20 protein-coding genes, 1 other RNA gene and 1 pseudogene are annotated in these 21,548 nt (G+C 53.0%); 8 read left to right on the top strand and 14 right to left on the bottom strand.

Features of this window, described 5'->3' with window-relative positions; all coding sequences use genetic code 11:
* Positions 1–2 precede the first annotated feature (2 nt).
* The 6 genes from ACTJI9_RS08645 to ACTJI9_RS08620 all read right to left on the bottom strand — a co-directional run bounded on the left by ACTJI9_RS08645 (position 3) and on the right by ACTJI9_RS08620 (position 6,157).
* Positions 3–980: an ABC transporter permease gene (locus ACTJI9_RS08645; RefSeq protein WP_115051351.1), complete on the bottom strand. Its 978-nt coding sequence runs from the start codon at positions 978–980 to the stop codon at positions 3–5.
* Positions 977–2,476 (bottom strand): sugar ABC transporter ATP-binding protein, encoded by a 1,500-nt coding sequence (locus ACTJI9_RS08640; protein ID WP_336440646.1) that lies wholly within the window; start codon positions 2,474–2,476, stop codon positions 977–979. The genes ACTJI9_RS08645 and ACTJI9_RS08640 overlap by 4 nt, the downstream gene beginning before the upstream one ends.
* 85 nt (positions 2,477–2,561) lie before the next feature.
* Positions 2,562–3,605 (bottom strand): autoinducer 2 ABC transporter substrate-binding protein, encoded by a 1,044-nt coding sequence (locus ACTJI9_RS08635; RefSeq protein ID WP_115051353.1) that lies wholly within the window; start codon positions 3,603–3,605, stop codon positions 2,562–2,564.
* A 209-nt stretch (positions 3,606–3,814) separates the two neighbouring features.
* On the bottom strand, positions 3,815–5,197 hold the full coding sequence (locus tag ACTJI9_RS08630) for an FAD-containing oxidoreductase (protein WP_440807261.1): 1,383 nt from the start codon (positions 5,195–5,197) through the stop codon (positions 3,815–3,817).
* Positions 5,194–5,655: a DUF4126 domain-containing protein gene (locus ACTJI9_RS08625; protein ID WP_307282484.1), complete on the bottom strand. Its 462-nt coding sequence runs from the start codon at positions 5,653–5,655 to the stop codon at positions 5,194–5,196. Before ACTJI9_RS08625 ends, ACTJI9_RS08630 begins: the two co-directional genes overlap by 4 nt.
* A gap of 322 nt (positions 5,656–5,977) precedes the next feature.
* Positions 5,978–6,157 carry a hypothetical protein gene (locus ACTJI9_RS08620; protein WP_336440648.1) on the bottom strand — a complete coding sequence of 60 codons (180 nt, stop codon included), beginning with the start codon at positions 6,155–6,157 and terminating at the stop codon, positions 5,978–5,980.
* 203 nt (positions 6,158–6,360) lie between these two features.
* Here ACTJI9_RS08620 and ACTJI9_RS08615 point away from each other — a divergent pair, with 203 nt between their 5' ends.
* The gene (locus ACTJI9_RS08615) at positions 6,361–7,287 is read left to right on the top strand and encodes a transglutaminase-like domain-containing protein (RefSeq protein ID WP_115051607.1); all 927 of its coding nucleotides are present in this window, start codon (positions 6,361–6,363) and stop codon (positions 7,285–7,287) included.
* Between the two features lie 112 nt (positions 7,288–7,399).
* Positions 7,400–7,666, top strand: coding sequence for a hypothetical protein (locus tag ACTJI9_RS08610; protein ID WP_115051356.1), 267 nt, complete (start codon positions 7,400–7,402; stop codon positions 7,664–7,666).
* 4 nt (positions 7,667–7,670) lie between these two features.
* On the opposite strand, the gene ACTJI9_RS08605 is transcribed toward ACTJI9_RS08610, so the two are convergent.
* The 6 genes and pseudogenes from ACTJI9_RS08605 to ffs all read right to left on the bottom strand — a co-directional run bounded on the left by ACTJI9_RS08605 (position 7,671) and on the right by ffs (position 12,908).
* The gene (locus ACTJI9_RS08605) at positions 7,671–8,918 is read right to left on the bottom strand and encodes a lytic murein transglycosylase (protein ID WP_115051357.1); all 1,248 of its coding nucleotides are present in this window, start codon (positions 8,916–8,918) and stop codon (positions 7,671–7,673) included.
* Positions 8,919–8,948: 30 nt separating this feature from the next.
* Positions 8,949–9,398, bottom strand: a complete 450-nt coding sequence (locus tag ACTJI9_RS08600; RefSeq protein ID WP_115051358.1) for a pyridoxamine 5'-phosphate oxidase family protein — start codon at positions 9,396–9,398, stop codon at positions 8,949–8,951.
* A 95-nt stretch (positions 9,399–9,493) separates the two neighbouring features.
* Positions 9,494–10,099: a recombination mediator RecR gene (recR, locus tag ACTJI9_RS08595; protein WP_307282478.1), complete on the bottom strand. Its 606-nt coding sequence runs from the start codon at positions 10,097–10,099 to the stop codon at positions 9,494–9,496.
* Between the two features lie 438 nt (positions 10,100–10,537).
* A complete protein-coding gene (locus tag ACTJI9_RS08590) occupies positions 10,538–10,861 on the bottom strand; it encodes a YbaB/EbfC family nucleoid-associated protein (protein WP_008122553.1) in 324 nt (107 codons plus the stop codon).
* A 17-nt stretch (positions 10,862–10,878) separates the two neighbouring features.
* Positions 10,879–12,711 (bottom strand): annotated as a pseudogene (locus ACTJI9_RS08585) (DNA polymerase III subunit gamma/tau); the annotation flags it as partial.
* 100 nt (positions 12,712–12,811) lie between these two features.
* An RNA gene (gene ffs / locus ACTJI9_RS08580) (signal recognition particle sRNA small type) lies at positions 12,812–12,908 on the bottom strand.
* Positions 12,909–12,978: 70 nt separating this feature from the next.
* On the opposite strand from ffs, the gene ACTJI9_RS08575 reads away from it, so the two are divergent.
* Genes ACTJI9_RS08575 through ACTJI9_RS08565 form a run of 3 tightly spaced genes read left to right on the top strand, consistent with a single transcriptional unit; the run spans position 12,979 to position 15,202 of the window.
* Positions 12,979–13,383, top strand: a complete 405-nt coding sequence (locus ACTJI9_RS08575; RefSeq protein WP_115051608.1) for an HIT domain-containing protein — start codon at positions 12,979–12,981, stop codon at positions 13,381–13,383.
* 40 nt (positions 13,384–13,423) lie between these two features.
* The gene (gene nudC / locus ACTJI9_RS08570) at positions 13,424–14,368 is read left to right on the top strand and encodes an NAD(+) diphosphatase (protein ID WP_440807253.1); all 945 of its coding nucleotides are present in this window, start codon (positions 13,424–13,426) and stop codon (positions 14,366–14,368) included.
* A gap of 24 nt (positions 14,369–14,392) precedes the next feature.
* Positions 14,393–15,202 carry an alpha/beta fold hydrolase gene (locus tag ACTJI9_RS08565; RefSeq protein ID WP_440807250.1) on the top strand — a complete coding sequence of 270 codons (810 nt, stop codon included), beginning with the start codon at positions 14,393–14,395 and terminating at the stop codon, positions 15,200–15,202.
* Here ACTJI9_RS08565 and ACTJI9_RS08560 read toward each other — a convergent pair whose 3' ends face one another.
* On the bottom strand, positions 15,203–16,066 hold the full coding sequence (locus ACTJI9_RS08560; protein ID WP_307282471.1) for a prephenate dehydratase: 864 nt from the start codon (positions 16,064–16,066) through the stop codon (positions 15,203–15,205). It lies immediately after the preceding gene.
* Positions 16,066–16,809, bottom strand: a complete 744-nt coding sequence (locus ACTJI9_RS08555; RefSeq protein ID WP_370878854.1) for a 3-deoxy-manno-octulosonate cytidylyltransferase — start codon at positions 16,807–16,809, stop codon at positions 16,066–16,068. The genes ACTJI9_RS08560 and ACTJI9_RS08555 overlap by 1 nt, the downstream gene beginning before the upstream one ends.
* A 176-nt stretch (positions 16,810–16,985) precedes the next feature.
* On the opposite strand from ACTJI9_RS08555, the gene ACTJI9_RS08550 reads away from it, so the two are divergent.
* The 3 genes from ACTJI9_RS08550 to ACTJI9_RS08540 all read left to right on the top strand — a co-directional run bounded on the left by ACTJI9_RS08550 (position 16,986) and on the right by ACTJI9_RS08540 (position 21,527).
* Positions 16,986–17,642: a c-type cytochrome gene (locus ACTJI9_RS08550; protein WP_336440653.1), complete on the top strand. Its 657-nt coding sequence runs from the start codon at positions 16,986–16,988 to the stop codon at positions 17,640–17,642.
* A 139-nt stretch (positions 17,643–17,781) separates the two neighbouring features.
* Complete coding sequence (locus ACTJI9_RS08545) at positions 17,782–19,662, top strand: extracellular solute-binding protein (protein WP_440807245.1); 1,881 nt, start codon at positions 17,782–17,784, stop codon at positions 19,660–19,662.
* Positions 19,659–21,527, top strand: a complete 1,869-nt coding sequence (locus tag ACTJI9_RS08540; RefSeq protein ID WP_440807708.1) for an extracellular solute-binding protein — start codon at positions 19,659–19,661, stop codon at positions 21,525–21,527. The genes ACTJI9_RS08545 and ACTJI9_RS08540 overlap by 4 nt, the downstream gene beginning before the upstream one ends.
* The last annotated feature ends 21 nt before the right edge of the window (positions 21,528–21,548 follow it).

Genomic DNA, 21,548 nt, shown 5'->3' with positions numbered 1-21,548 from the left:
TCTCACACCAGTTTCTTGCGATCGCGCCACGCTGTCAGCGCAGTCGCTCCAACGATAATCAAGCCGACGACAACGCGTTGCCATGTTGTATCGACCTTCATGATGATCAGGCTATTCTTGACCATGACGAGCATGAACACTCCGAGCAAGGTTCCGGCAACGCTGCCGCGTCCACCAAAGATCGAAGCGCCGCCCAGCACGACCGCTGCAATGACATCAAGCTCGAAACCTGCGAAATCACGCGGGTTCGCTTGCCAGATCATCGAGCCCTGCAAAAGACCGGCAAATCCTGCCAGAGCGCCTGCAAAACAATAGACAAAGAACAATGTTTTGCGCGTATCGAAGCCCACGCGCTTGGCAGCTTCCGGCGCACCGCCATAGGCAAAAATGCTGCGCCCGATCATCGTGTAGCGCAGAAAAAGATGCGTCACGAGCGCAAGGCCGAGATAGATGAGGATCATGGCCGTCAAGCCGAAATTCGTTCCGGTCGCCGATGTTGAATTGACGAGATTGACCTTGGCAAAATTGATCAGCTCCGGCGGCATCTTATCGATATTGATGATGCTGGTACCGACCAGGCCGAGTAACAGACCGCGCACGACACTGCCGGTTCCAAGCGTGACAATAAGCGGAATCATCCGGAATGTATGAATGAAAAACGCATTGAACGCGCCAAGAACGAGGCCGATAAGGGTTGCAGCTATAAAGGGCACAAGCACGCCTTCATAACCGAAATAGAGCATGCCCTTGACGGTCAGATACATCGCCGCCACCGCAAAGGCGGTGAAGGATACGTCGATACCGCCGGAAATCATTACGACAAGGACGCCCAGCGCCATGATACCGATAATGACATTGCTGCGGAGCAACCCGAACATATTGTCCAGCGACCAGAAGGCCGGGTTAATCAATCCAATAAAGATCATGGCGACCAGTAGAATGGCGGCGATGATAAATTCTGATCGGCGAAAAATCGTCATTTCAAAGCCTTCAACCGGTCGTTCAATGCGTCTTCGTTCAATGCATCTGCGGCGACTTCATCAACAAAACGTCCGCGATGCATGACAATGACACGGTTACAATTCTGCACGAGTTCGGGAACATCGTCAGATATCATCAGCACAGCCAAACCATTCTCGGTAGCCAGCTCACGGATTTTCCGATGAATTTGGGCTTTGGAGCCCACATCGACGCCAACAGTAGGGCCGTTTAGGATAAGGACACGCGCGCCTGTCAACAACCACCGGGCGAGCACCACGCGCTGCTGGTTACCACCGGAAAGATGGTTGACCGGAGTCTGGGGACCGGGCGCTGCAATCTGCATCGCTCCAAACATGGCTTTCGTCGCCGCATCCGCTTTTTTGCGGTCAATGAACATCCCGCTGACGAAGTTTTCGAAGGAGGTAGCGAGCATATTGCGCTCGATTGACTGGGTAAGAAACAGCCCTTCGGTCAGACGGTCCTCGGGCACATAGGCAAGACCGCTGGCGATAGCGTCCTGTACGGTCTTCGGGTGGACGGCCTTGCCATCAATTGTCACCGAACCCGTATATTTTGGGTTCATCCCGAAAAGTGCCAGCGCAAGCTCCGTACGACCGGAGCCGATCAGACCGGACAAGCCGACGATTTCGCCCGCGCGCAATGTCAGGTCAATATTCTCCAACGTGCCCGGAATACTCAACTGTTTGACATTCAGACGCGGCTGCTCATCACCTTTTACAGGCGTCCATTCATAGGTCTGATCCGTGAGGTCATGCCCTGTCATGGCGCGGGTAATGGCCGCCTCGTTAAAATCGCTGATCGGGCCTTCTGCAACTTTTTTGCCATTGCGAAGAACAGTCAACCGCTCGCTGATTTCCAGCATTTCGCGCATTTTATGGCTGACGAAAAGCACTGCAATTCCCTGAGCCTGAATATCGCGGACAATACGGAACAACGCGTCAACTTCTGGGCGTGTAAGGGCAGTTGTCGGCTCATCCATGATGATAAGCCTGGCATCACCCATCATGGCGCGGGCAATTGCCACGATCTGCTTGCCGGATGTCGGTAGCGATTCCACGTCGGCATCAAGGTCCATGGTGACGCCAAGACGCGCCAGGGCTTTGGTCGCCAGATCGCGAATCCGTTTCCAGCTGACTGACTTTTTGCCTTCAAGAAGCAACGTGTTCAGCGCCAGATTTTCTGCAACGGTCAAGTTCCCGAACAGAGAAAAATCCTGATAGATAACTTGGATGCCCTGTTGTACGGACCGCGCAGGCGTAAATCCTGTTACCGGCTTACCGTCAATCAGGATCTCCCCCTCGGTGGGCGTATAAACGCCTGCTATGGTCTTGATGATCGTCGACTTGCCGCAGCCGTTTTCACCCGCAAGGCAGTGGATTTCCCCGGGCTTCACAACAAGCGAAACATTATCGAGCGCCACAAGGCCGCCAAACCGCTTGCTGATATTCTTAAGTTCCAGAAGGTTTTCGCTCATGCTTTCCCCGCTATGGTGGAGATCCGCGAATATCAGGAAAGCGGGGGCCTTCTGCAACGCCCCCGCTTTCCTGTCACGTTAAAAATCAGAAATTATATGAATTCATATTGTCTGCGGTAACACCAACCCAACCGGCACCAAAAAGTACATTTGGTCTGGATGCATCTGGAGCGAGCAGATTGTCATAGCCGGGCAGTCCGAGATTGAGACCAGCCTTAATAAGGTCCGTCTTTTTGTTGAGGGCCATGACAGCCAGTTCATTCATGGCATAACCGGCTACTGCTGGATCCCAGAACTGAATGTACTGGATATCGCCATTCTTGAGATATTCGCCTGCAACCGAAACAAGACCTGTACCAGCAAAGAAGACTTTACCCTTTAATCCGCCTTCAGAGATCAGACGTCCAGCACCCGCAGAGGTCGGCATTGGTGCGCCGAGGATACCTTTGACGTCCGGATAGGTTGTCATGGCTTCCTTCAGCTTGGTGTAATCTTGATTGGCATCATCATAGGTTTCCAGACGTTCTGTCGCGAGCGACATGTCGGGGAAATTCTTCTTCTGATATTCAATGGCGCCGTCAATCCAGTCCATCTGCGATTTCGATGTCAAGCTGCCGACGGTAGCAAGATACTTACCCTTGCCGTCCATGGATTTACCCAGAACTTCCATCAACTTGGCCCCGTAGGCCTTGTTGTCAAATGCTTCCAGAACATAATCAGCGTTGACGATGTTCGAAGCTTCATGCGCAATCACGACGATGCCGCGCTCGCGTGCTTTTTTCAGAACCGGCTCAACAGCCTCTACCGAGAATGGCACGATGCAAATGGCATCTACGCCCTGAGCAATAAGATTTTCTACGATCTGCACCTGTGCAGCAGCATCCGCAGAGCTAGGACCGACCATCCAGACGTCAGCGCCTGTTTCGGATTTGAACTGCTCGACACCCTCGCGCATGCGGTCGAACCAGGCAATGCCATCGACCTTGACGACAGTTGCGATCGTATAGGACTTGCCGTCGGCTCCGGTCACATATTCCTTGTTGACCTTCGAGGTGTCGACGGGACCCTCAGCCAGCGCCGGCACGGCCAGTGCCAGCGTTATTGCCAGTAATGCTAAAAGTTTCTTCACGAGGCTTCCTCCCTTGGTTGCTCTTTCGGAGCGAGCACAAACCCGCCAACTCCATCTCTCCCTGACAACCGCAATCATTCTTTTGAATTCATCCGGTCATCGTCGTTTCTTCAATATGAAACGTTTCATTTGACTTTCCAGATCATACGGCAGTTGTCAATACGTTTGTATGTCCATTTAAGCAAATGTATCCGATTATGGATGTCTGTCTAGTTATCGACAGGCTTCAAATCACCAAGCAAGGTGGGAATCAGCTCCGAAACGGTAGGGTGGATAGGCACTGCCCATTGCAATTTCCCATAATCGACATCGGCATTCATCATGTCGAGTATGCCATGAATGGCCTCATCACCGCCGGTTCCCAAAATTGCGGCACCTAGAATCTTCTTTGTTTCCGCATCGACAATAACTTTCATGAAACCCTTGGTCTCATCCTTTTCAATTGCGCGCCCGACGCGTGTCATCGGCCTCTTGGAAATCAGAAGTGGTCGGCCTGACTTGCGCGCCTGTGTTTCGTTCAAACCTACTCGGCCAAGCGGCGGGTCGATATAAAGCGCATAGCCCGGAATACGCGCGCTGACCTTGCGATCTTCTCCGTCGAGCAAATTGGCTGCGACAATCTCAAAATCATTATAGGCCGTATGCGTGAAGGCCCCTCGCCCGTTGCAATCACCAAGCGCCCAAATTCCATCCGCGCTGGTCGAAAGATCATCATGGACCTTAATGTAGCCGCGTTCGTCCATCTCGATACCGGCTTTTTCTACATCCAGATCATCGGTATTGGGTAGCCTCCCGATAGCCAGAAGCACATGCGAACCGACGATAGCCGGTGCGCCCGAGCTGCAATCGACACTGACTTGCGCGCCCATCGCATGGCGTTTGAACGAAATACATTCGGCATTCAGACGGCATTCAATGCCCTCGGCCTCAATTATCTGTCTGATTGCCTCGGAAACATCTTCATCTTCCCGGGAAACCAGCCGCGGCCCCTTCTCGACAATTGTCACTTTTGCACCGAACCGGCGGTACATCTGTGCAAATTCGAGTCCGATATAGCTTCCGCCGATCACGACAAGATGTTCGGGAAGTGTGTCCAGCTGCAAGATGCCGGTATTGGTCAGATAATCGATCTCATCAATTCCGGGCATATCCGGAATGACGGCGCGTCCGCCGGTATTGATGAATATTTGAGGCGCCGTATAGGTTTCGCCGCCAACGACTATTTCATGCGGACCGATAAATTTCGCATGACCCTGCACAATGGTGCAATTATCCATGCCCTTCAGCCAACTCTCGATATTATTTCGGGCGGTTGAGGAAACGGTATCGGCTCGTTGCCATATGCGTTTCATGTTAATGCGGATCGGCGTGTCGATCGTAACGCCAAAATCAGCGCCACGTCGCGCCAAATGCGCTGCATAGGCGCTTGCCACCAGCGCCTTGGTCGGCATACAGCCAGTGTTAACGCAGGTGCCGCCGAAAAGCTTCCGCTCAATGAGTAAAACCTTTCTGCCGGCGCTTGTAAGTCTTCCTGCCAGCGCGGGCCCCGCCTGCCCCGCCCCAATAATGATCGCGTCGAAAGAATTACTCATGGCAGCGAAGCAACAATCAGATAGGCACCGATAATAGCCACTGCGTCCTCGATCAATGCCGCAGGCCGATCCTGTCCGAAGCGGGCAGCAAGCGCGCTACGGATATAAGCACCACCATAGGTGCCGATGACAGCGCCTATTGCCCCGGCAATCAACCCGGCAACCAACATGCCGCCGGCAATGCCTATGGCAGCGCCACTGACTGCGCCCATTAGAACGCGTGTGCCAAATTGCACCGGTACTTTTCGACTCGGGGTCGATGGCAACTGATCTGTGATGAGCTCGCCAATGGCGAGTATTGAAATAATCCAGGGCGTGAAGGCATAGCCCAAAAACGCCAGCCAGCTATCACCGAGATTGAGCCAACCCAAATAGGCAGCCCAACTCACCGCCGCCGGTGCCGTCATCGCTCGCAAACCTGCAATGACACCAATCAGAAGTGCTAGTGTAATGATCATAAAAGTCCAACCCCCGTTGAATTCGCGATCGACCGACAACACAAATGCTCGATGAACAAGAGGTTCAGGCGGCGTTCATATTGCGACACATAATTTGTAAAAATTCAACTGCTGCGCGCGTTACTATTCGCAGCAAATACCGACGGGATTTGTCATGCTTGTTCAGCGTCTTGGCATCGTATTTGTAATATTCTTCGCCTTTGCACTCTCGTTCGGATCCTTCGTGCACAATGCAAAATCAGGACGTGCGCCCTATCATGACAGCTTGATGCAAATCAAAAACTGAGCCTGATGACCTGTTTTTGATAAGATAGCCACGCTGCTAACGGATTTGCTTCTTTTCAGCCGCATCAAGTCTTTGCAAAAGATCACGTAGAACGTCCGGAATATTCTTTTCAACTTTTGATGGACGGGCTGTTTCGATCGTTCGGCGATAATCAGCGCGCACGACCTGCTCGCGAAGCACATTTGCAGTCCGGTCGTTCACTGGATGTCGTGCCATGATCATTCCAATCCACTCCATGCGGCGCATCTCACACCGTACTAGCATAACTCAAATAAGCTGATTTGGTTCGAATTGCCGTGATTTATAGTCAACAGTTTATGAATCAACCGAATTGCAAAATCCTTCTAAGCAAAAAATTCAAGGCTGCGGAACCAGCATCCCGTCCCGGCGTTGTTCTGAAAAGATTAAAGGATATGCCCATGTTGATCCGTGTTGGTTACGAGATAGGAATTCGTTGCAACGAGCCAACCCCTATGACGACCTATCTAAATCTGGAATCCGCACGGCTGAAAGATGTTCAATGCGAACGTGGACCCACGGCAACGCCAGAGGTTAATCTGGAAACATTCACAGATCTGTTTGGTAATAATTGTCTGCGGCTGGTTGCACCGGCAGGCAATTTGTCACTGAAATATGATGCTGTTGTCAACGATGATGGCCTGCCGGATCCGGTCGATGAAAATGCCGAAGAAGTTTCCGTCGACAAACTTCCCACGGAATGCCTGGCTTACCTTTCTGCCAGCCGCTATTGTGAAACAGACGAGTTGAGCAATCTTGCTTGGAGCCTGTTCGGGCATGTCAAACCGGGTTGGACACGAGTTCAGACAATCTGCGATTACGTCAATCAACGCCTGACATTCAGCTATGGTTTTGCAAGGGCCACACGCACGGCTGCACAGGCCCATGAAGAACGTGTCGGCGTGTGCCGGGATTTCGCTCATCTTGCCGTGGCCTTCTGCCGCTGCATGAATATTCCTGCCCGTTACGTGAATGGCTATATGGGCGATATTGGCGTACCCGCTGATCCGGCCCCGATGGATTTCAATGCATGGTTCGAAGTCTTTCTAGGTGGCAAATGGCACACGTTTGATGCCCGCCATAATCAGCGCCGCATCGGCCGGATTGTCGTCGCCCGCGGCCGTGATGCAGCGGACACCCCCCTCATTTATACATTTGGCCCGCATGAATTGACCAATTTCAAAGTCTGGACGTTCGAAGAGAACGCTCCAACATTTACCAACAGGCGTTTTGAGAAAATATCGCTGGTAACCCCGTGGTTTAGCCAAAGGTGGTCCCGGCTTTCACGGCATATCCGGCAAGCATCCGAGACAGAACCAACGATTTAGAGCCTTTCTCGCTCAGAACCATTGTACCGGAACAAACATGCTTGAGGTTTGCCATGCCACATTTGGCAGGGTAATTTGCTGCTTCGGTTCGGTCTGAGGAGGAGCCCACAGGATGCTTTTCGATAATGCGTCGAAGTCGATTTACTCGCAAGAAGACTGGAACATCATGCAAGCGGCCTACGACAAAGCCGCCAAAACGCTCGTTGTAAAGTCCAGTACCGATGACGACGCCAGGATCATTGCAGAAACTGTTATGACAGCCTTCAACCGCGGCAATAAGGATATTAATTCTCTGGCTGCCTTGGCGGTCATTACCGCGATCAACTCGCATCCAAGCCTGAACCAAAATGGATTTGAGCAGCGCAAGCGGTCAGGATAAGCGTTTATCTGATCGCTTTGACAAGCGCATTGTCCGGAAAACAGGTTGGCTCCATTCCCTGTTTTGTCTGCCATGCTCCAATTGACCGCCGCGTCTTGAACCCGGGAAACCCATCCGCGCCGCCTGCGTCATATCCCTGCTTTTCCAGCGTCTTTTGCATGCTGGCAATGTCAGAGCGATAAAGTCCGCCAACGTCGCCCCAGCCAGTGCTGAATCCTTTTGCACCATGGGCAATTCGATCACCAATATGCCCGATGAACAGGGCATATAGATCACTCATATTGTACTCTTTTAGGACATAAAAATTCTTGGTAACGATGAATGCAGGCCCGTGCCTTCCGGCGGGCATCAAAAGGAAGCCTTCGCGCTTCATCTCGCTGGACGGAAAAGCCTTGCCATTGACCCGGCTGATACCCAGTTGTTCCCAGGCGGAAAACAGCTTGCCCTGATCCGGCCCCTCGAGGGAACAGCTCACGGTTTCCGGCACGGTGACCTCATAGCCCCAGTCCCGTCCTGCCTGCCAGCCATATTGCTTGAGATAATGACCGATAGAACCCAGCGTGTCCGGCACCGAGTTCCAGATATCCCGTTTGCCATCACCGTCAAAATCCACCGCATGTTGCAGGTAAGAGGTCGGCATGAATTGCGGCTGACCGAGCGCTCCGGCCCAGGAGCTTTTCATGGCACCAGCGTCAATATATCCCTTCTGGACAATCTCCAGCGCAGCCATCAGTTCCTTGCGGAACATTTCCTTTCGCGAGGCCAGAAATGCTTTTGTACCAAGTACGGTAAAGGCGTTATTTGGAATTTTTACGCTGCCATATCCGCTCTCGCGTCCCCAGACTGCAAGCACGATCTCACCCGGGACACCATATTTGCTTTCGACGGCCTTCAGGGTCCGGGCATATTGCCCTGCCCGCGCCACGCCGCCAGCAGTTGTGGCATTTATGGTCTTATCATTGAAGTATTTTCCCGGCGAGCCGAACTCGGACTGAGCCTGCTTCTTTGGTGTCTTTGGCTTTTCGCCCGGCAGAATCAGATCAGGCAAGTCCAGATTGGGCGATACGCCGGCAAAAGCCTGATCGAACACTGCTTTCGAAATGCCCGCTGTCTTGGCATCAGGCCAAAGATCATTGGCAAGCCAGTTTTGGAATTGCGCATCAACCTCGGGCTTGGACGCCGCCAAGGCAGATAATGTGCTTGTGCTCAGCACAAGCAGAATACGCAACCCAATGATAAAATGCTTTTTCATCAAATCTTTGAGCCCCGCACTGTTGGCGTCTTAACTGGCAACGGTTTTGTGGCCGGTGGTATGAATGATGGCAACACGGAAATATACCGGTTCCAGCGGACGGACATGATTTCTTGAAATCGTTTTTACATAGGCCGGTTCCCACCACTCAGCCGTTCGGCTCAAAAGACGATGCGCATTATTGCGCGCCTCTATATGGCCGGGTTCGCTTGTCAGCTCTTCGAAAATTCCGGTGACGACGACGCTTTGCCAATTATTAGTGGCAACGATCTCATCAAACTCTATGCACACTTTGGGATTTTCACGCATCCAGTCGACTTTCGTGCCCGCTGACGTGAGTGAATAAAGAGAAACGGCATCGTAAGCGAAACTCAGGGGAATAACGTAGGGTTGATTATCTTTCGCGCACGCCAATCGCCCGATTGTTGCGCGTGCCAGAAACTCCTTGATTTCCTGCTGCGTCATATCCTGGATAATCATGAAACTTCGCCCCTGTTGCCCGGCCCCGAAATTTTTCGGTCCTATCGCATTTTAGTATAACGACCATAAATCTCGAAAAAGACAAGTTAGCGGCTTCACAGTGTGGTTCTTGCGCGCAAGGCAGCCGTTAATGTTCCTTCGTCAAGATAGTCAAGCTCACCCCCAACCGGCACGCCATGAGCAAGCCTGGTAATTCGGACATCAAAATCTGCCAGCTGATCGGTGATATAGTGTGCTGTTGTCTGACCCTCGACAGTCGCATTCACCGCAAGAATAATCTCCTTGATCTCCCCTTCGGCAACCCGTCCGACAAGCGTCGCAATATTGAGATCATCCGGGCCGATACCATCAAGCGGAGAGAGGCGTCCGCCAAGAACATGATACCGGACATTCATCGACCCGGCACGTTCCAACGCCCAAAGATCGGAAACATCCTCGACCACGATCAGTGTCGCGCGTTCGCGGCGTGGATCGGTGCAAATCATGCAGGGGTCGGATGTATCCACATTTCCACATGTTGAGCAGATGCGCACCTTCTCGGCCGCATCCTGCATCGCGGTGCCAAGAGGAATCAGCAGCGCTTCTTTCTTCTTGATAAGGTGGAGGGCGGCGCGCCTGGCAGAACGCGGACCAAGCCCCGGCACTTTGGCTAGGAGCTGGATTAGGCGCTCAATTTCTGGACCGGCGATTCGTTTCGACATATCGCCGGTTTAGAGCAATTCGCGGCTTTAGGGAATCAAAGACCGGCGGAGTGTTCAACCCATCCAACATTTTGGTCGAAATAATACAATCTTGGATTGGTTGTTCCGGCTCCAAGACCCGATAAGGATCGTATCGGCGATCACAACGGGTTTGAGGGCAAAAGCAGCAGCACTGTGCCAGCCAGTGTATTGGAGAGGACGGACTTCTCCAACTGCGGCATCAGCCATGCTCTCGACTTGGAGGTGAAACTATGCGGAGATTTCCGTTTAGCGTAACTCTTATTGTGAAAAGAACCCGGACCAGCTGGTCACTGACATTCCGGGTTCAATTTTCAAAATGAGACCAGGGGACGGGCGAAAGCTCGTTCCCTACTCCAAGAACAGTCTATCTTAATAAGACATTCTTTCCAATAAACTTCTGGTTGCTTTCGAATAGGATTAAAACGGCAACTTGAATCCCGGAGGAATTGGCAGGCCCGCAGTCAAGGCTTGCGTTTTTTCTGCCATGATTGCCTCGACCTTCGCCTTGGCCTCATTGTGCGCAGCGATGATGAGATCCTCAATGACTTCGATATCATCTTCCTTGAAGAGTGAAGGATCAATGGTCAGTGCAGTCAGTGCGCCTTTGCCGGAAAGCTTGACAGTGACAAGCCCGCCACCCGCCTGCCCTTCGGCCTCAAGTGCGGAAATTTCCTCCTGCATCGAAGCCATCTTCGCCTGCATTTCCTTGGCCTGTTTCATCATGCCCATTATGTCACGCATGGGTTATCTCCTATCGTTCAATCATCTTCTTCAACGGGCGCCAATGTATCATCACCTGCACCCGCGGATAATTCATCATCGGCTTGCCCCGCGGGCGTGGCTATGCGCACGTTGATAATCTTGGCGCCCGGAAACTTCGAAAGTATGGCGGCCACATCCGGATCTGCGCGCGCATCGCTCAGCAAGCCTTCACGCTTTGCCGTTTCGACTTCGTTGAGGGTCTTGCTGCCTTCCTCGCGCGAAAGCGAAACCATCCAGCGAATACCGGTCCACTCGCCAAGCTTTTGCGACAAATCTGTCAGCAGGGTTTTCGGCGCAGCTTCGGTCAGATTAATCTCAAGACGCCCGGGCTTGATACTGACCAGCCGCACGCAATTCTTGACCATGATCTTGAACTGCATATCACGCTGCTTGTCTGCAAGTGCGATGATATCTTCAATACTGCCTATCTGAACCGAAGGAACGGCCTCTTCAACAATCTGCGGCGAAGCGAGCATGGCCGGTTCCGGTTGGATAGCTGGTTCAACCAGCCGCATGGTTGCGCCGCCACTCGCGTTCACAGTGCCGCGAGCAGTTGACACCGCATCGCTGGCACGTGCCATTGAGGCACCGCCATTGCTCGGATTCGGACGCGGCCCATTATTGTCGCCAGCGGTACCAGGCAAAGCTGTGCCATCATCCAGCGACTTCAATGCTTCATCAAGCGTGGGCAAATCTGCGGCATGGGCAATGCGGATGAGCAGCATTTCGGCTGCCTGAACGGGACGATTTGAATTCTCGACCTCGGCCATACCCTTCAGCAACATCTGCCAAGTCCGGGAAAGAACGCGAATGGACAATTTCTCTGCAAAATCACGTCCGCGCAGCCGCTCGTCTTCTGACAATGAAATATCGTCGGCAACATCCGGGGTAAAACGGATGCGTGTGACCAAATGATTGAAGTCGGCAAGGTCGGTCAACACTACGCTGGGATCAGCTCCAACATCATATTGCGAGCGGAACTCACGCAATGCCGAAGCCACGTCGCCGCGCATCAGCATTTCGAACAAATCGATGATCCGCGCACGATCCGCCAAGCCGAGCATCGAACGCACAGCCTCGCCATTCACTGTGCCTGCTCCATGCGCTATGGCTTGATCGAAAATGGACAGCGAATCACGCACGGAACCCTCGCCTGCCCGCGCGATCATGGACAGCGAGGTATCGTCCACCGTTATGTTTTCCAGACCTGCGATCTTGCGTAAATGCGAGGTCAACAGGCTGGTATCTATGCGGCGCAAATCGAAACGCTGGCAGCGCGACAGAACGGTGATGGGAACCTTGCGGATTTCCGTCGTCGCAAAAATGAATTTCACATGGGGCGGCGGCTCTTCAAGCGTCTTCAACAGGCCGTTAAAGGCCTGATTGGAGAGCATATGCACCTCATCGATGATATAAACCTTATAACGCGCCGATACCGGACGGTAACGCACCTGTTCGATGATCTCGCGAATGTCATCAATGCCCGTATGGGAAGCAGCATCCATCTCGATCACGTCGACATGCCTGCCTTCCATGATTGCCTGACAATGCTCGCCCATGACAGAGAGGTCTATGGTTGGCTTGTCTATATCACCATTCTTGTAATTGAGGGCGCGGCCAAGAATTCGCGCAGTCGTGGTCTTGCCGACACCGCGCACACCCGTCAGCATCCACGCTTGCGCGATCCGTCCTGTCTCGAACGCATTGGTCAGCGTCCTGACCATTGGCTCCTGGCCAATCAGATCGTTGAAATTTTCGGGGCGATATTTGCGGGCGAGCACGCGATAGGCGCTGTCTGGCTTTTTCGTGTCCATCGCGTTTGTTCCGCTCCTGCATTTACTTCTTGTATATGGCGCAAGTTTGGACCGCCATGCACCATAGCGTCAATGCCGGTTGCGGCTTTGACACAGGCAGGTACACATAAAAAGGGTGGGAGGCTGGCACGGCGACCCGTGCCTGGCTCGTTGGGGCTGCTTCCTTCCGGACCTGACCCGGTTGGCGAGTGGCTCGTCCACCACCAACCTCCCGGTTTTCATATCGGCAATCCGAACGCAAAAAGCAAGCGCACACAGAAAAAAACTGCTATTTACTCGTACATCATGACATTCGCACTCGACGCAAAACTAAACGCAGATACCTTCCCCATCGTAAAACTGGGTCTTTGTGACCTGCGCTTGATGAATGACCGGCGTTGGCCATGGCTTATTCTTGTGCCGCAAAGACCGGGAATCACTGAAGTTCATGAATTGACGCCGCTCGATCAGACGATGTTGACATTCGAGGCGGGCATCGCGGCGCAGGCACTCAAGTCGATTACCAATTGCGAAAAGATCAATACGGCTGCACTTGGCAATATAGTTCGCCAACTACACGTGCATGTCATTGCACGGAACACTGGCGATCCGGCATGGCCTGGGCCGGTCTGGGGCCATGGAACACGCGAGCCTTACAGCAAAAACGACGCAAAGGTCTTTGCGAAAACGATTCTCGACGCTATTTAAACAATCCCCGTCCAGTTTCCCCGTTCTGGAGCTTCCATTCATGTCGTTTCGTCTTTTTGATGCTCCGCTAGCCGAGCCCAGCCATTTTGTGGGATTCGCCGGGAACAGGATCAATCGGCATTCGGAAAAACGGAGTGACGACGTTGTCACCCTTGCGCTGGCAAATGCCGATGCGCGCATGTTGCTGGTGGGCGATGGCAAGATACTGGTTGATTGCAGCGCCTCGGAAGGGAATGCGTTTTTCGGGATGGAAGCAGCCTCGGCGCTTCTCCCGGGGTTGAACAAGACAATTTATCTCGGCCTTCAAGATGATATGCCAATATTGGCAGGACCGAGCGGCCTTTCTCCGGAAGCGCTACCTCTGGGCATTGAGGCGGTTGACTATCGTTCGGCCTATACGCAAGGGCTTATTCCCCCAGATCAGATAGGAGCCATGGCGCAAGCCGTGTCACTGCTCTCATGGCATGACACCCACAAGTTTTGCGGGCGCTGCGGCCATGAAACCGTCATGCGAGATGGCGGCTATCGTCGTACATGCCCCAATTGCGAGGCTCAGCATTTTCCGCGCACAGACCCGGTGGCAATCATGATGGTCGTGCGCGGCGACAAGTGCCTGCTGGCGCGCGGGGCGCATTTTGGGACCGGCATGTATTCCTGCCTCGCCGGGTTTATCGAACCCGGAGAGACTATCGAAAATGCAGTGCGCCGCGAAACCATGGAAGAAACCAACCTGCCTGTAGGGCGTGTTCTCTATCATGCCAGCCAGCCTTGGCCCTTCCCCTATTCTTTGATGATCGGTTGCCATGCCGAAGCCCTCTCCGACGATTATATATTGGATACGGCTGAGCTTGAGGCTGGACGCTGGTTCAGCCGCGAAGAAGTCAGGACCATGATGGACCGCACGCATCCAGATGGTCTTATGACGCCGCCCGCAGGGGCCATTGCAGCCCACCTCATCCGCAGCTGGGTGGAGAGCAAGTTTTAATCATTGGATAGAAAGGCGACGCCTGTGGACTTTCGCGATGATGAGCTGAAAAACTTTGAAGCCAATGGTGCGCTGCCATTACCGGACGCGACCGACGAGGGTTTCGTTGAGAACGATGGAGCCAGCATCCACTATTCTGCCTATGGTGCCGGACCGCCGGTAATCCTGCTTCATGGCGGATTGGGCCATGGCGGCAATTGGGGCTATCAGGTTCCAGCTCTTGCCGATGCCGGACACCGCGCGCTTCTCATCGACAGCCGTGGACATGGCCGCAGCACGCGTGACAGTAAACCCTATAGCTATGAGCTGATGGCATCCGATGTGCTTGCGGTCATGGATCGATTGAGCATTGCCAAGGCCGCTCTACTTGGCTGGAGCGACGGCGCCTGCACATCAATGGTGCTCGGCATAAAGGCATCGCATCGCGTCACCGGTGTCTTTTTCTTTGGCTGCAACATGGACCCGAGCGGCACCAAGGAAGTTCAGCCAAGCCTAGCGCTCGATCGTTGCCTCAGCCGCCATGTCAAGGATTATGCCGAGTTATCGGCAACGCCTGATCAGTTCGAGGACTTTCTGGCAGCCGTCGGCAGAATGATGAAAACGGAACCTAATTATGGTGCCGCCGAGCTGGCGAAGATTACGGTGCCGGTCACTGTCGTTCAAAGCGAGCATGATGAATTTATCAAGCAGGAACATGCCGAATATCTCGCGCGCACCATCCCGGGCGCAGAGTTTCTCCTGCTACGGGGTGTCAGTCACTTCGCGCCGCTGCAACGGCCTGACCAATTCAATCAAGCAGTCCAGCAATTTCTCGACCGAATCTCAGCTCAATAATTAGTCTTCGCTTATTTGCGAGCTTCGGAATGTCGTGTCAGCTGGGTAGACACCCAATACACGCACTTCCTTCGAGAAAAATTCCAGCTCCTCCAACGCCTGGGCGACATTCTTATCGTCCGGATGGCCTTCAATGTCCGCGTAAAACTGCGTCGCCGTGAATTTACCGTCGATCTGGTAGCTTTCCAGCTTGGTCATATTCACCATGTTCGTGGCAAAACCGCCCATCGCTTTATAAAGTGCAGCCGGAACGTTGCGGACGCGGAATACAAAAGTGGTCATCATCAGCGCATCGGAGGTACGCGGTGCCCATTTTTTGGTTTTTGTCAGCACGACGAAGCGCGTGACATTGTTTTCAGTGTCCTCGACATCCTCTTCGAGAATATCCAAACCATAGAGGCTTGATGCCAGACGCGGCGCCAAAGCAGCCATCGTCCTGTCCTTGACTTCCGCGACCAGCCGAGCTGCACCGGCGGTGTCGCCAGCGATTACCGGCTTCCAGCCATTCTTGCGAATATATTTGCGGCATTGGCCAAGTGCATGGATATGGCTGTGGACAGAGGTGATCTCGCTGCGCTTCGTGCCCGGTAGAACCATCAGCTGAAAATGGATCGGCAGAAAATATTCGCCAACAATGTGTAGTCGCGATTCCGGTAGCAGATGGTGGATATCGGCAACACGTCCGGCAATGGTATTTTCAATTGGAATCATTGCCAGATCGGCTGCACCGCTTTCAACCGCATTGAACGCATCTTCAAAGGTCGGGCAAGGCATGGGTTCCATCGTTGGAAACATGTTGCGGCAAGCCGTATCGGAATTTGCGCCGGGTTCACCCTGAAAAGAGATGCGGTTGGTCTTGGTCATTATCCTTGGCCTTGTTTCATATTCAATAATTCGCGGGCGCGATCCAGATCTTCCTGCGTGTCCACACCCAACGGCACAGAATCGACAATCTCGACATCAATGCGCATCCCAGACTCAAGCGCGCGCAGTTGCTCCAGCCGCTCACGCCGCTCCAGCGGCGAGGGTCCCAGCCTGACAAAACGCTCAAGAGCGGCCCGGCGATAGGCATAAAGCCCGATATGGTGGTAAAGCGGCCCCTCGCCCCAAGGGGCTGTCGCACGCGTGAAATAGAGTGCACGCAACTGGGTTTCACTCAAAGGCGAGCCGATGATCTTGACCACATTGGGATTGGTCTTTTCCGCTTCGTGGCGAATCTCGACCGCCAGCGTACCAATATCGGCAGGACCATTGAGCAATGGCAATAGAGCGCGCTTTATAACATCCGGTTCGATGGTTGGCAGGTCACCTTGCACATTAACAACCGCATCAATATTCCCATCAGGGTCGAGTGCTTGCAGCGCTTCATAGATGCGGTCGGAGCCGGATTCGTGATCGCTTCGGGTCATGACAGCTTCCAGCCCGTAAGCTTCGACTGCCAACTTTACCTCAGCCGTATCAGTGGCCACAACGGTGCGGCCAAGGCCCGCAGCTATGGCGCGCTCAGCAACGTGAACAATCATCGGCTTGCCTGCAATATCGGCCAAAGGCTTGTTGGGAAGCCGTGTCGAAGCCATTCTTGCCGGTATCAGGTTCAATATTCTCATCATTCCTCACACCCCTACGGTGTCAAAAAGTCTCAGGCAGAACCGCCCTTATATGTGTTGCAAGTGGGAGATAAAACCCCTAGTTTCCGCGCAATCACGAGGGGTTTCTGCCACAAATGCAGCGGTTTGCATTGATCAGATATTGAAGCCCTCCGCAAGAGGAGTAATGAGCGACGATGGGATCCGCATTTAATAAGTACGCCATGGCGTTTCTGGCAACAGTGTTCGTTGTCATGTCCGCGGCCATCATGTCCGACTCCCTGTTCAATTCGCACGCTCCCGAAAAGCCAGGCTTTATTATTGAAGCACCTGAGGGCGGCGAAGCAACCGCAGGCGCAGAGGCTCCTGCCGCAGCGGTGCCGGTGGCAACCCTGCTCGCTTCAGCTGATGCGAAGCGCGGTGAAGCTGTGTTCAAGCGTTGCGCTGCTTGCCACACCGCAGAAAAGGGCGGCGCTAACAAGGTCGGCCCGAATCTTTGGGACATTGTTGAGCGCCCGATCGCGACCCATGAAGGTTTCAGCTATTCCGGCGCCATGAAGGAATTCTCCAAGGGTGGCCAGGAGAAGTGGACCTATGATCACCTCAATCACTTCCTGACCTCGCCAAAGGGCTATATCAAAGGCACCGCCATGGGCTTTGCGGGTGATAAGAAAGATCCGGAGCGTGCCGATTTGATCGCCTATCTGCAGACGCTTTCAGATAGCCCGAAGCCATTCCCTGCAGCTGATGCTGCTCCAGCCGGTGAAAAGCCTGCTGAAGGCGCTGCACCTGCCGCTCCGGCACCAGCGGGCGAAACACCCGCAGCGCCTGCTCAGCCAGCGCCAGCACACTAAAACCTACTTATATCGATCTAAAAGCCGGGCTCAATGCCCGGCTTTTTTGTATCAACTCCCCGTGTTTTTTAAGCGAAGGCCTGTTCTCTGCCGCATTTTCTCTTAGACTGCCTGTCAGATAGAACTGTGGAGACCTGTTTTGAGATTTCGCCGCTTCGTTATCAGCCTTGCGCTGCTCGCTGCCACAACCCTTGGCACCCTTCAGATTGCACATGCGGCGGAACCGGAATGGCGTCATGCAACGAGTGCCTTGGGCGAGCCCAAATATAAGGCCGGTTTCAAGCATTATGACTTCGTCAATCCGGATGCACCCAAAGGTGGAACTCTCAATCTCATAGCTCAAGGTTCCTTTGACAGTCTGAACCCATTCATCGTGCAAGGAACCTCTGCTGCGGGCCTTCCCGGCGGTACAATTATGGGAGGGCATCTCTACGATACGTTGCTCGACCGTGCCCTTGACGAACCCGCCACGAGCTATGGTTTGCTCGCCGAAGCGGTCTCTTATCCTGAAGACTTTTCATGGGCCAAGTTCCGATTAACCCCGACAGCAAAATGGCACGATGGTCAGCCGATTACGGTCGACGATGTAATATGGTCATTCAATGTGCTGAAAGAGCAAAGCCCGCTATATAACAAATATTATCACGACGTGACCAAGGCCGAGAAAACAGGGGAACGTGAAGTGACATTCACCTTTGGCGTTAAGGGCAATCGTGAACTTCCAAGTATCATCGGTGAGTTTCCGGTACTTCCAAAGCATTGGTGGGAAGGAACCGATAAAAACGGCAATAAGCGCGATATAACAAAGCCTACATCGGAAATCCCGTTGGGCTCTGGCCCCTATAAAATTGAAAGCGTCGATTTCGGTAAGACAATCATCTGGGTTCGTGTCGCTGATTACTGGGCAAAGAATGCTCCGACCGTTCTTGGACGCAACAATTTTGAGCGTATCCGGTATGAATATTTTCGGGATGCCAATGCCAGCTGGGAAGCTTTCAAGAAGGGTGGCTTTCAGGATTTTCGTGGCGAACCCAGCATTGGACGCTGGACACGTGAATATGACTTTCCGGCAATTGTCCGGGGAGATGTCATTAAAACGATCTTTCCGACCCGATCTTCGGGCCGGATGCAGGGTTTCCTGCTCAATACACGGCGCGACAAGTTCAAGGATATACGAGTTCGGCAGGCGCTAAACCTGGCTTTCGACTTTGAGACCATGAGCAAGAATATGTTCTTTGGCGAATACAAGCGCATCAACAGCTATTTCTCAGGTACAGAACTCGCTTCGAGCGGACTTCCTCAAGGCAAGGAGCTGGAAATCCTCCAAACTGTCAAAGGCGAAGTCCCCGAAGAAGTATTCACTCAGGAATTCAAGAATCCGGTTTCTGATACACCGCAAGCGTTGCGTGAGAATTTGCGCAAGGCAGTGGGATTGTTGCGTGAGGCTGGGTATGAACAGAAGAATGGCAAGCTGGTCAATCAAGCCGGCCAGCCAATGACCATTGAGTTTCTTGGTGATGATCCTCGTGATGAGCGAACAATCGGGCCGTTCATGGCCAGTTTACGCAAACTGGGAATCGATGCACAAATAAGAGCTGTCGATGCCGCGCAATATGCGGCAAGAGTGAATGATTTTGATTATGATGTTTTGGCAATTATGGGTATTGGACAAACGCTTTCTCCCGGCAATGAACAACGCGATTACTGGGGTTCAGCCAATGCGGACGTAAAGGGGGGGCGCAATTATATGGGCATTAAAAACCCCGCCATCGACAAACTCATTGACAAGGTAATCCTTGCTAAGGATCGCGAAGAGCTTATTGCCGCAACCCATGCGCTGGATCGTGTACTCCTGTGGAATTACTACGTCGTACCGCAATGGTATGACGACCGAAGCAGGGTGGCATACTGGAACAAATTCGGAATGCCGGAAAAACAGCCCGACTATATTGGCATGGATCCCTTTTCATGGTGGATCGACACCGCAAAGGAACAGGCTTTGAAAGCGCGCGCCCAATGACGGGATTTAACCGCCGCGAACTTATGAAGCTTTCGGGCGCTGCAATGCTCACTGCCATGGCTCCAAAACTGGCCTTGGCAGATGTGCAGACGGACGTTCCGCTTCATGGCCTCTCTGCGTTTGGCGAGTTGAAATACCCGAAGGATTTTACGCATTTTGACTATGCCAGTCCCGATGCGCCCAAGGGCGGAACCTTCGCTTTTTCGCCCAATACGTGGGTTTTTAATCAGTCGCCCCAAACCTTCAATACGCTCAATACGTTCTCGAACAAGGGAGATGCTCCGCCCCGTATGGAACTCTGTTTCGATACGCTGATGGCATCTGCACTGGACGAACCGGACTCGATTTATGGTCTGGTGGCAGAAACAGTTACCGTTTCCGCCGATCGCAATAGCTTCACCTTCAAACTGCGGCAGGAAGCCCGCTTCCATGACGGCTCGCCAATCACTGCGGAAGATGTTGTTTTCAGCTTTGAAACCCTCAAGGACAAAGGGCATCCCCAACTCCGTCTGGTTCTGACGGAGTTGAGCAAAATTGCTGCACTGGACGCGCATACCGTGCAGCTGATTTTTTCAGGCAAGCATTCTGACCGTGCGATACTCGATATTGCCTCAATACCTATTTTTTCCCAAAAATGGTACGCCACCCGCGACTTTGCGGCATCAACAATGGAACCGCCGCTTGGCTCGGGGGCATATCGTGTTGGCCGTGTCGCTCCTGGCCAAACCATAGAGTATGAACGCGTGGCGGATTATTGGGCCAAGGACCTGAATGTACAACGCGGTCAAAACCACTTTGATCGTATTAAAATTGATTTCTACCGGGAGCGCCAACCGGAATTCGAGGCTTTCAAAAAAGGCGATATTTTCTGGCGATATGAAGCAACCGCAAAAACATGGGCGACAGAGTACAATTTCCCTGCGGTACAACAGAAACGTGTCATTAAACGCAAGTTTACAACGGAAAAGCGCCCGCAATTGCAGGCTTGGGCCATTAATCAGCGCCGCGAGCATTTCCGCGACCCCCAGGTACGCGAAGCTATTGCACTGTGCTTTGATTTTGAGTGGACCCAGAAAAATCTTTTCTATGGTGCATATGAGCGCTCCCATTCAGTGTTTGAGCAATCGGATTTCCGGGCAAGCGGAAAGCCCTCTGCGGAAGAACTCGCCATTCTGGAGCCTTTTCGTGACAGGCTGCCCGAGGCCATATTCGGCGATGCATTGTTGCAAACACCTTCTGATGGCAGCGGGCGTGACCGCAAAAACTTGAAGCGTGCATCCGACCTTTTAAATCAGGCGGGATTCAAACGGGATGGTGACAAGTTGGTGGATGCGCAAGGCCGACCGCTCAATCTTGAACTCTTGATTTATGCTGAAGTCTTCACCCGCAGTTACTCACCTTTCGTAAACAATCTGAAGGCCTTGGGCATCAACGCCTATCTGCGCTTGGCCGATCCCGCGCAATATCAAAGCCGCATTCAGAATTTTGATTTCGACATGATCGGTATGGCGGTGCAACTCTCCCCTACGCCAACACGAGAATCACTGGAGGAGATATTCGGCTCCAAGGGCAGGGATATCCCGGGTTCGTATAATTTTCCCGGCACAGCCGATCCGGTTGTCGATGCGCTTATCGCTAAAGTGAGCGATGCAAAAACGCGTGACGAGCTGGTTTCGCTATTGCGGGTTTTAGATCGGCTCTTGCGTATCAGGCGTGATTGGATTCCAAACTGGTACTCAGCGAATCATCCGATCGCCTATTGGGACATGTTCGGCTTCAAGGAGCCCAAACCCGATTATGGTTTCCCGGTTGAAACGCTGTGGTGGTTCGACGAAGCAAAGGCGAAGGCAATTGGCAAAGTTTGATGGACTGAAAGCGATGAGAGG

Origin of the sequence: Phyllobacterium sp. 22552, assembly GCF_052044585.1 — a bacterium.
Classification (GTDB): domain Bacteria; phylum Pseudomonadota; class Alphaproteobacteria; order Rhizobiales; family Rhizobiaceae; genus Phyllobacterium; species Phyllobacterium ifriqiyense.
This window is presented reverse-complemented; position numbering and strand designations above follow the sequence as displayed.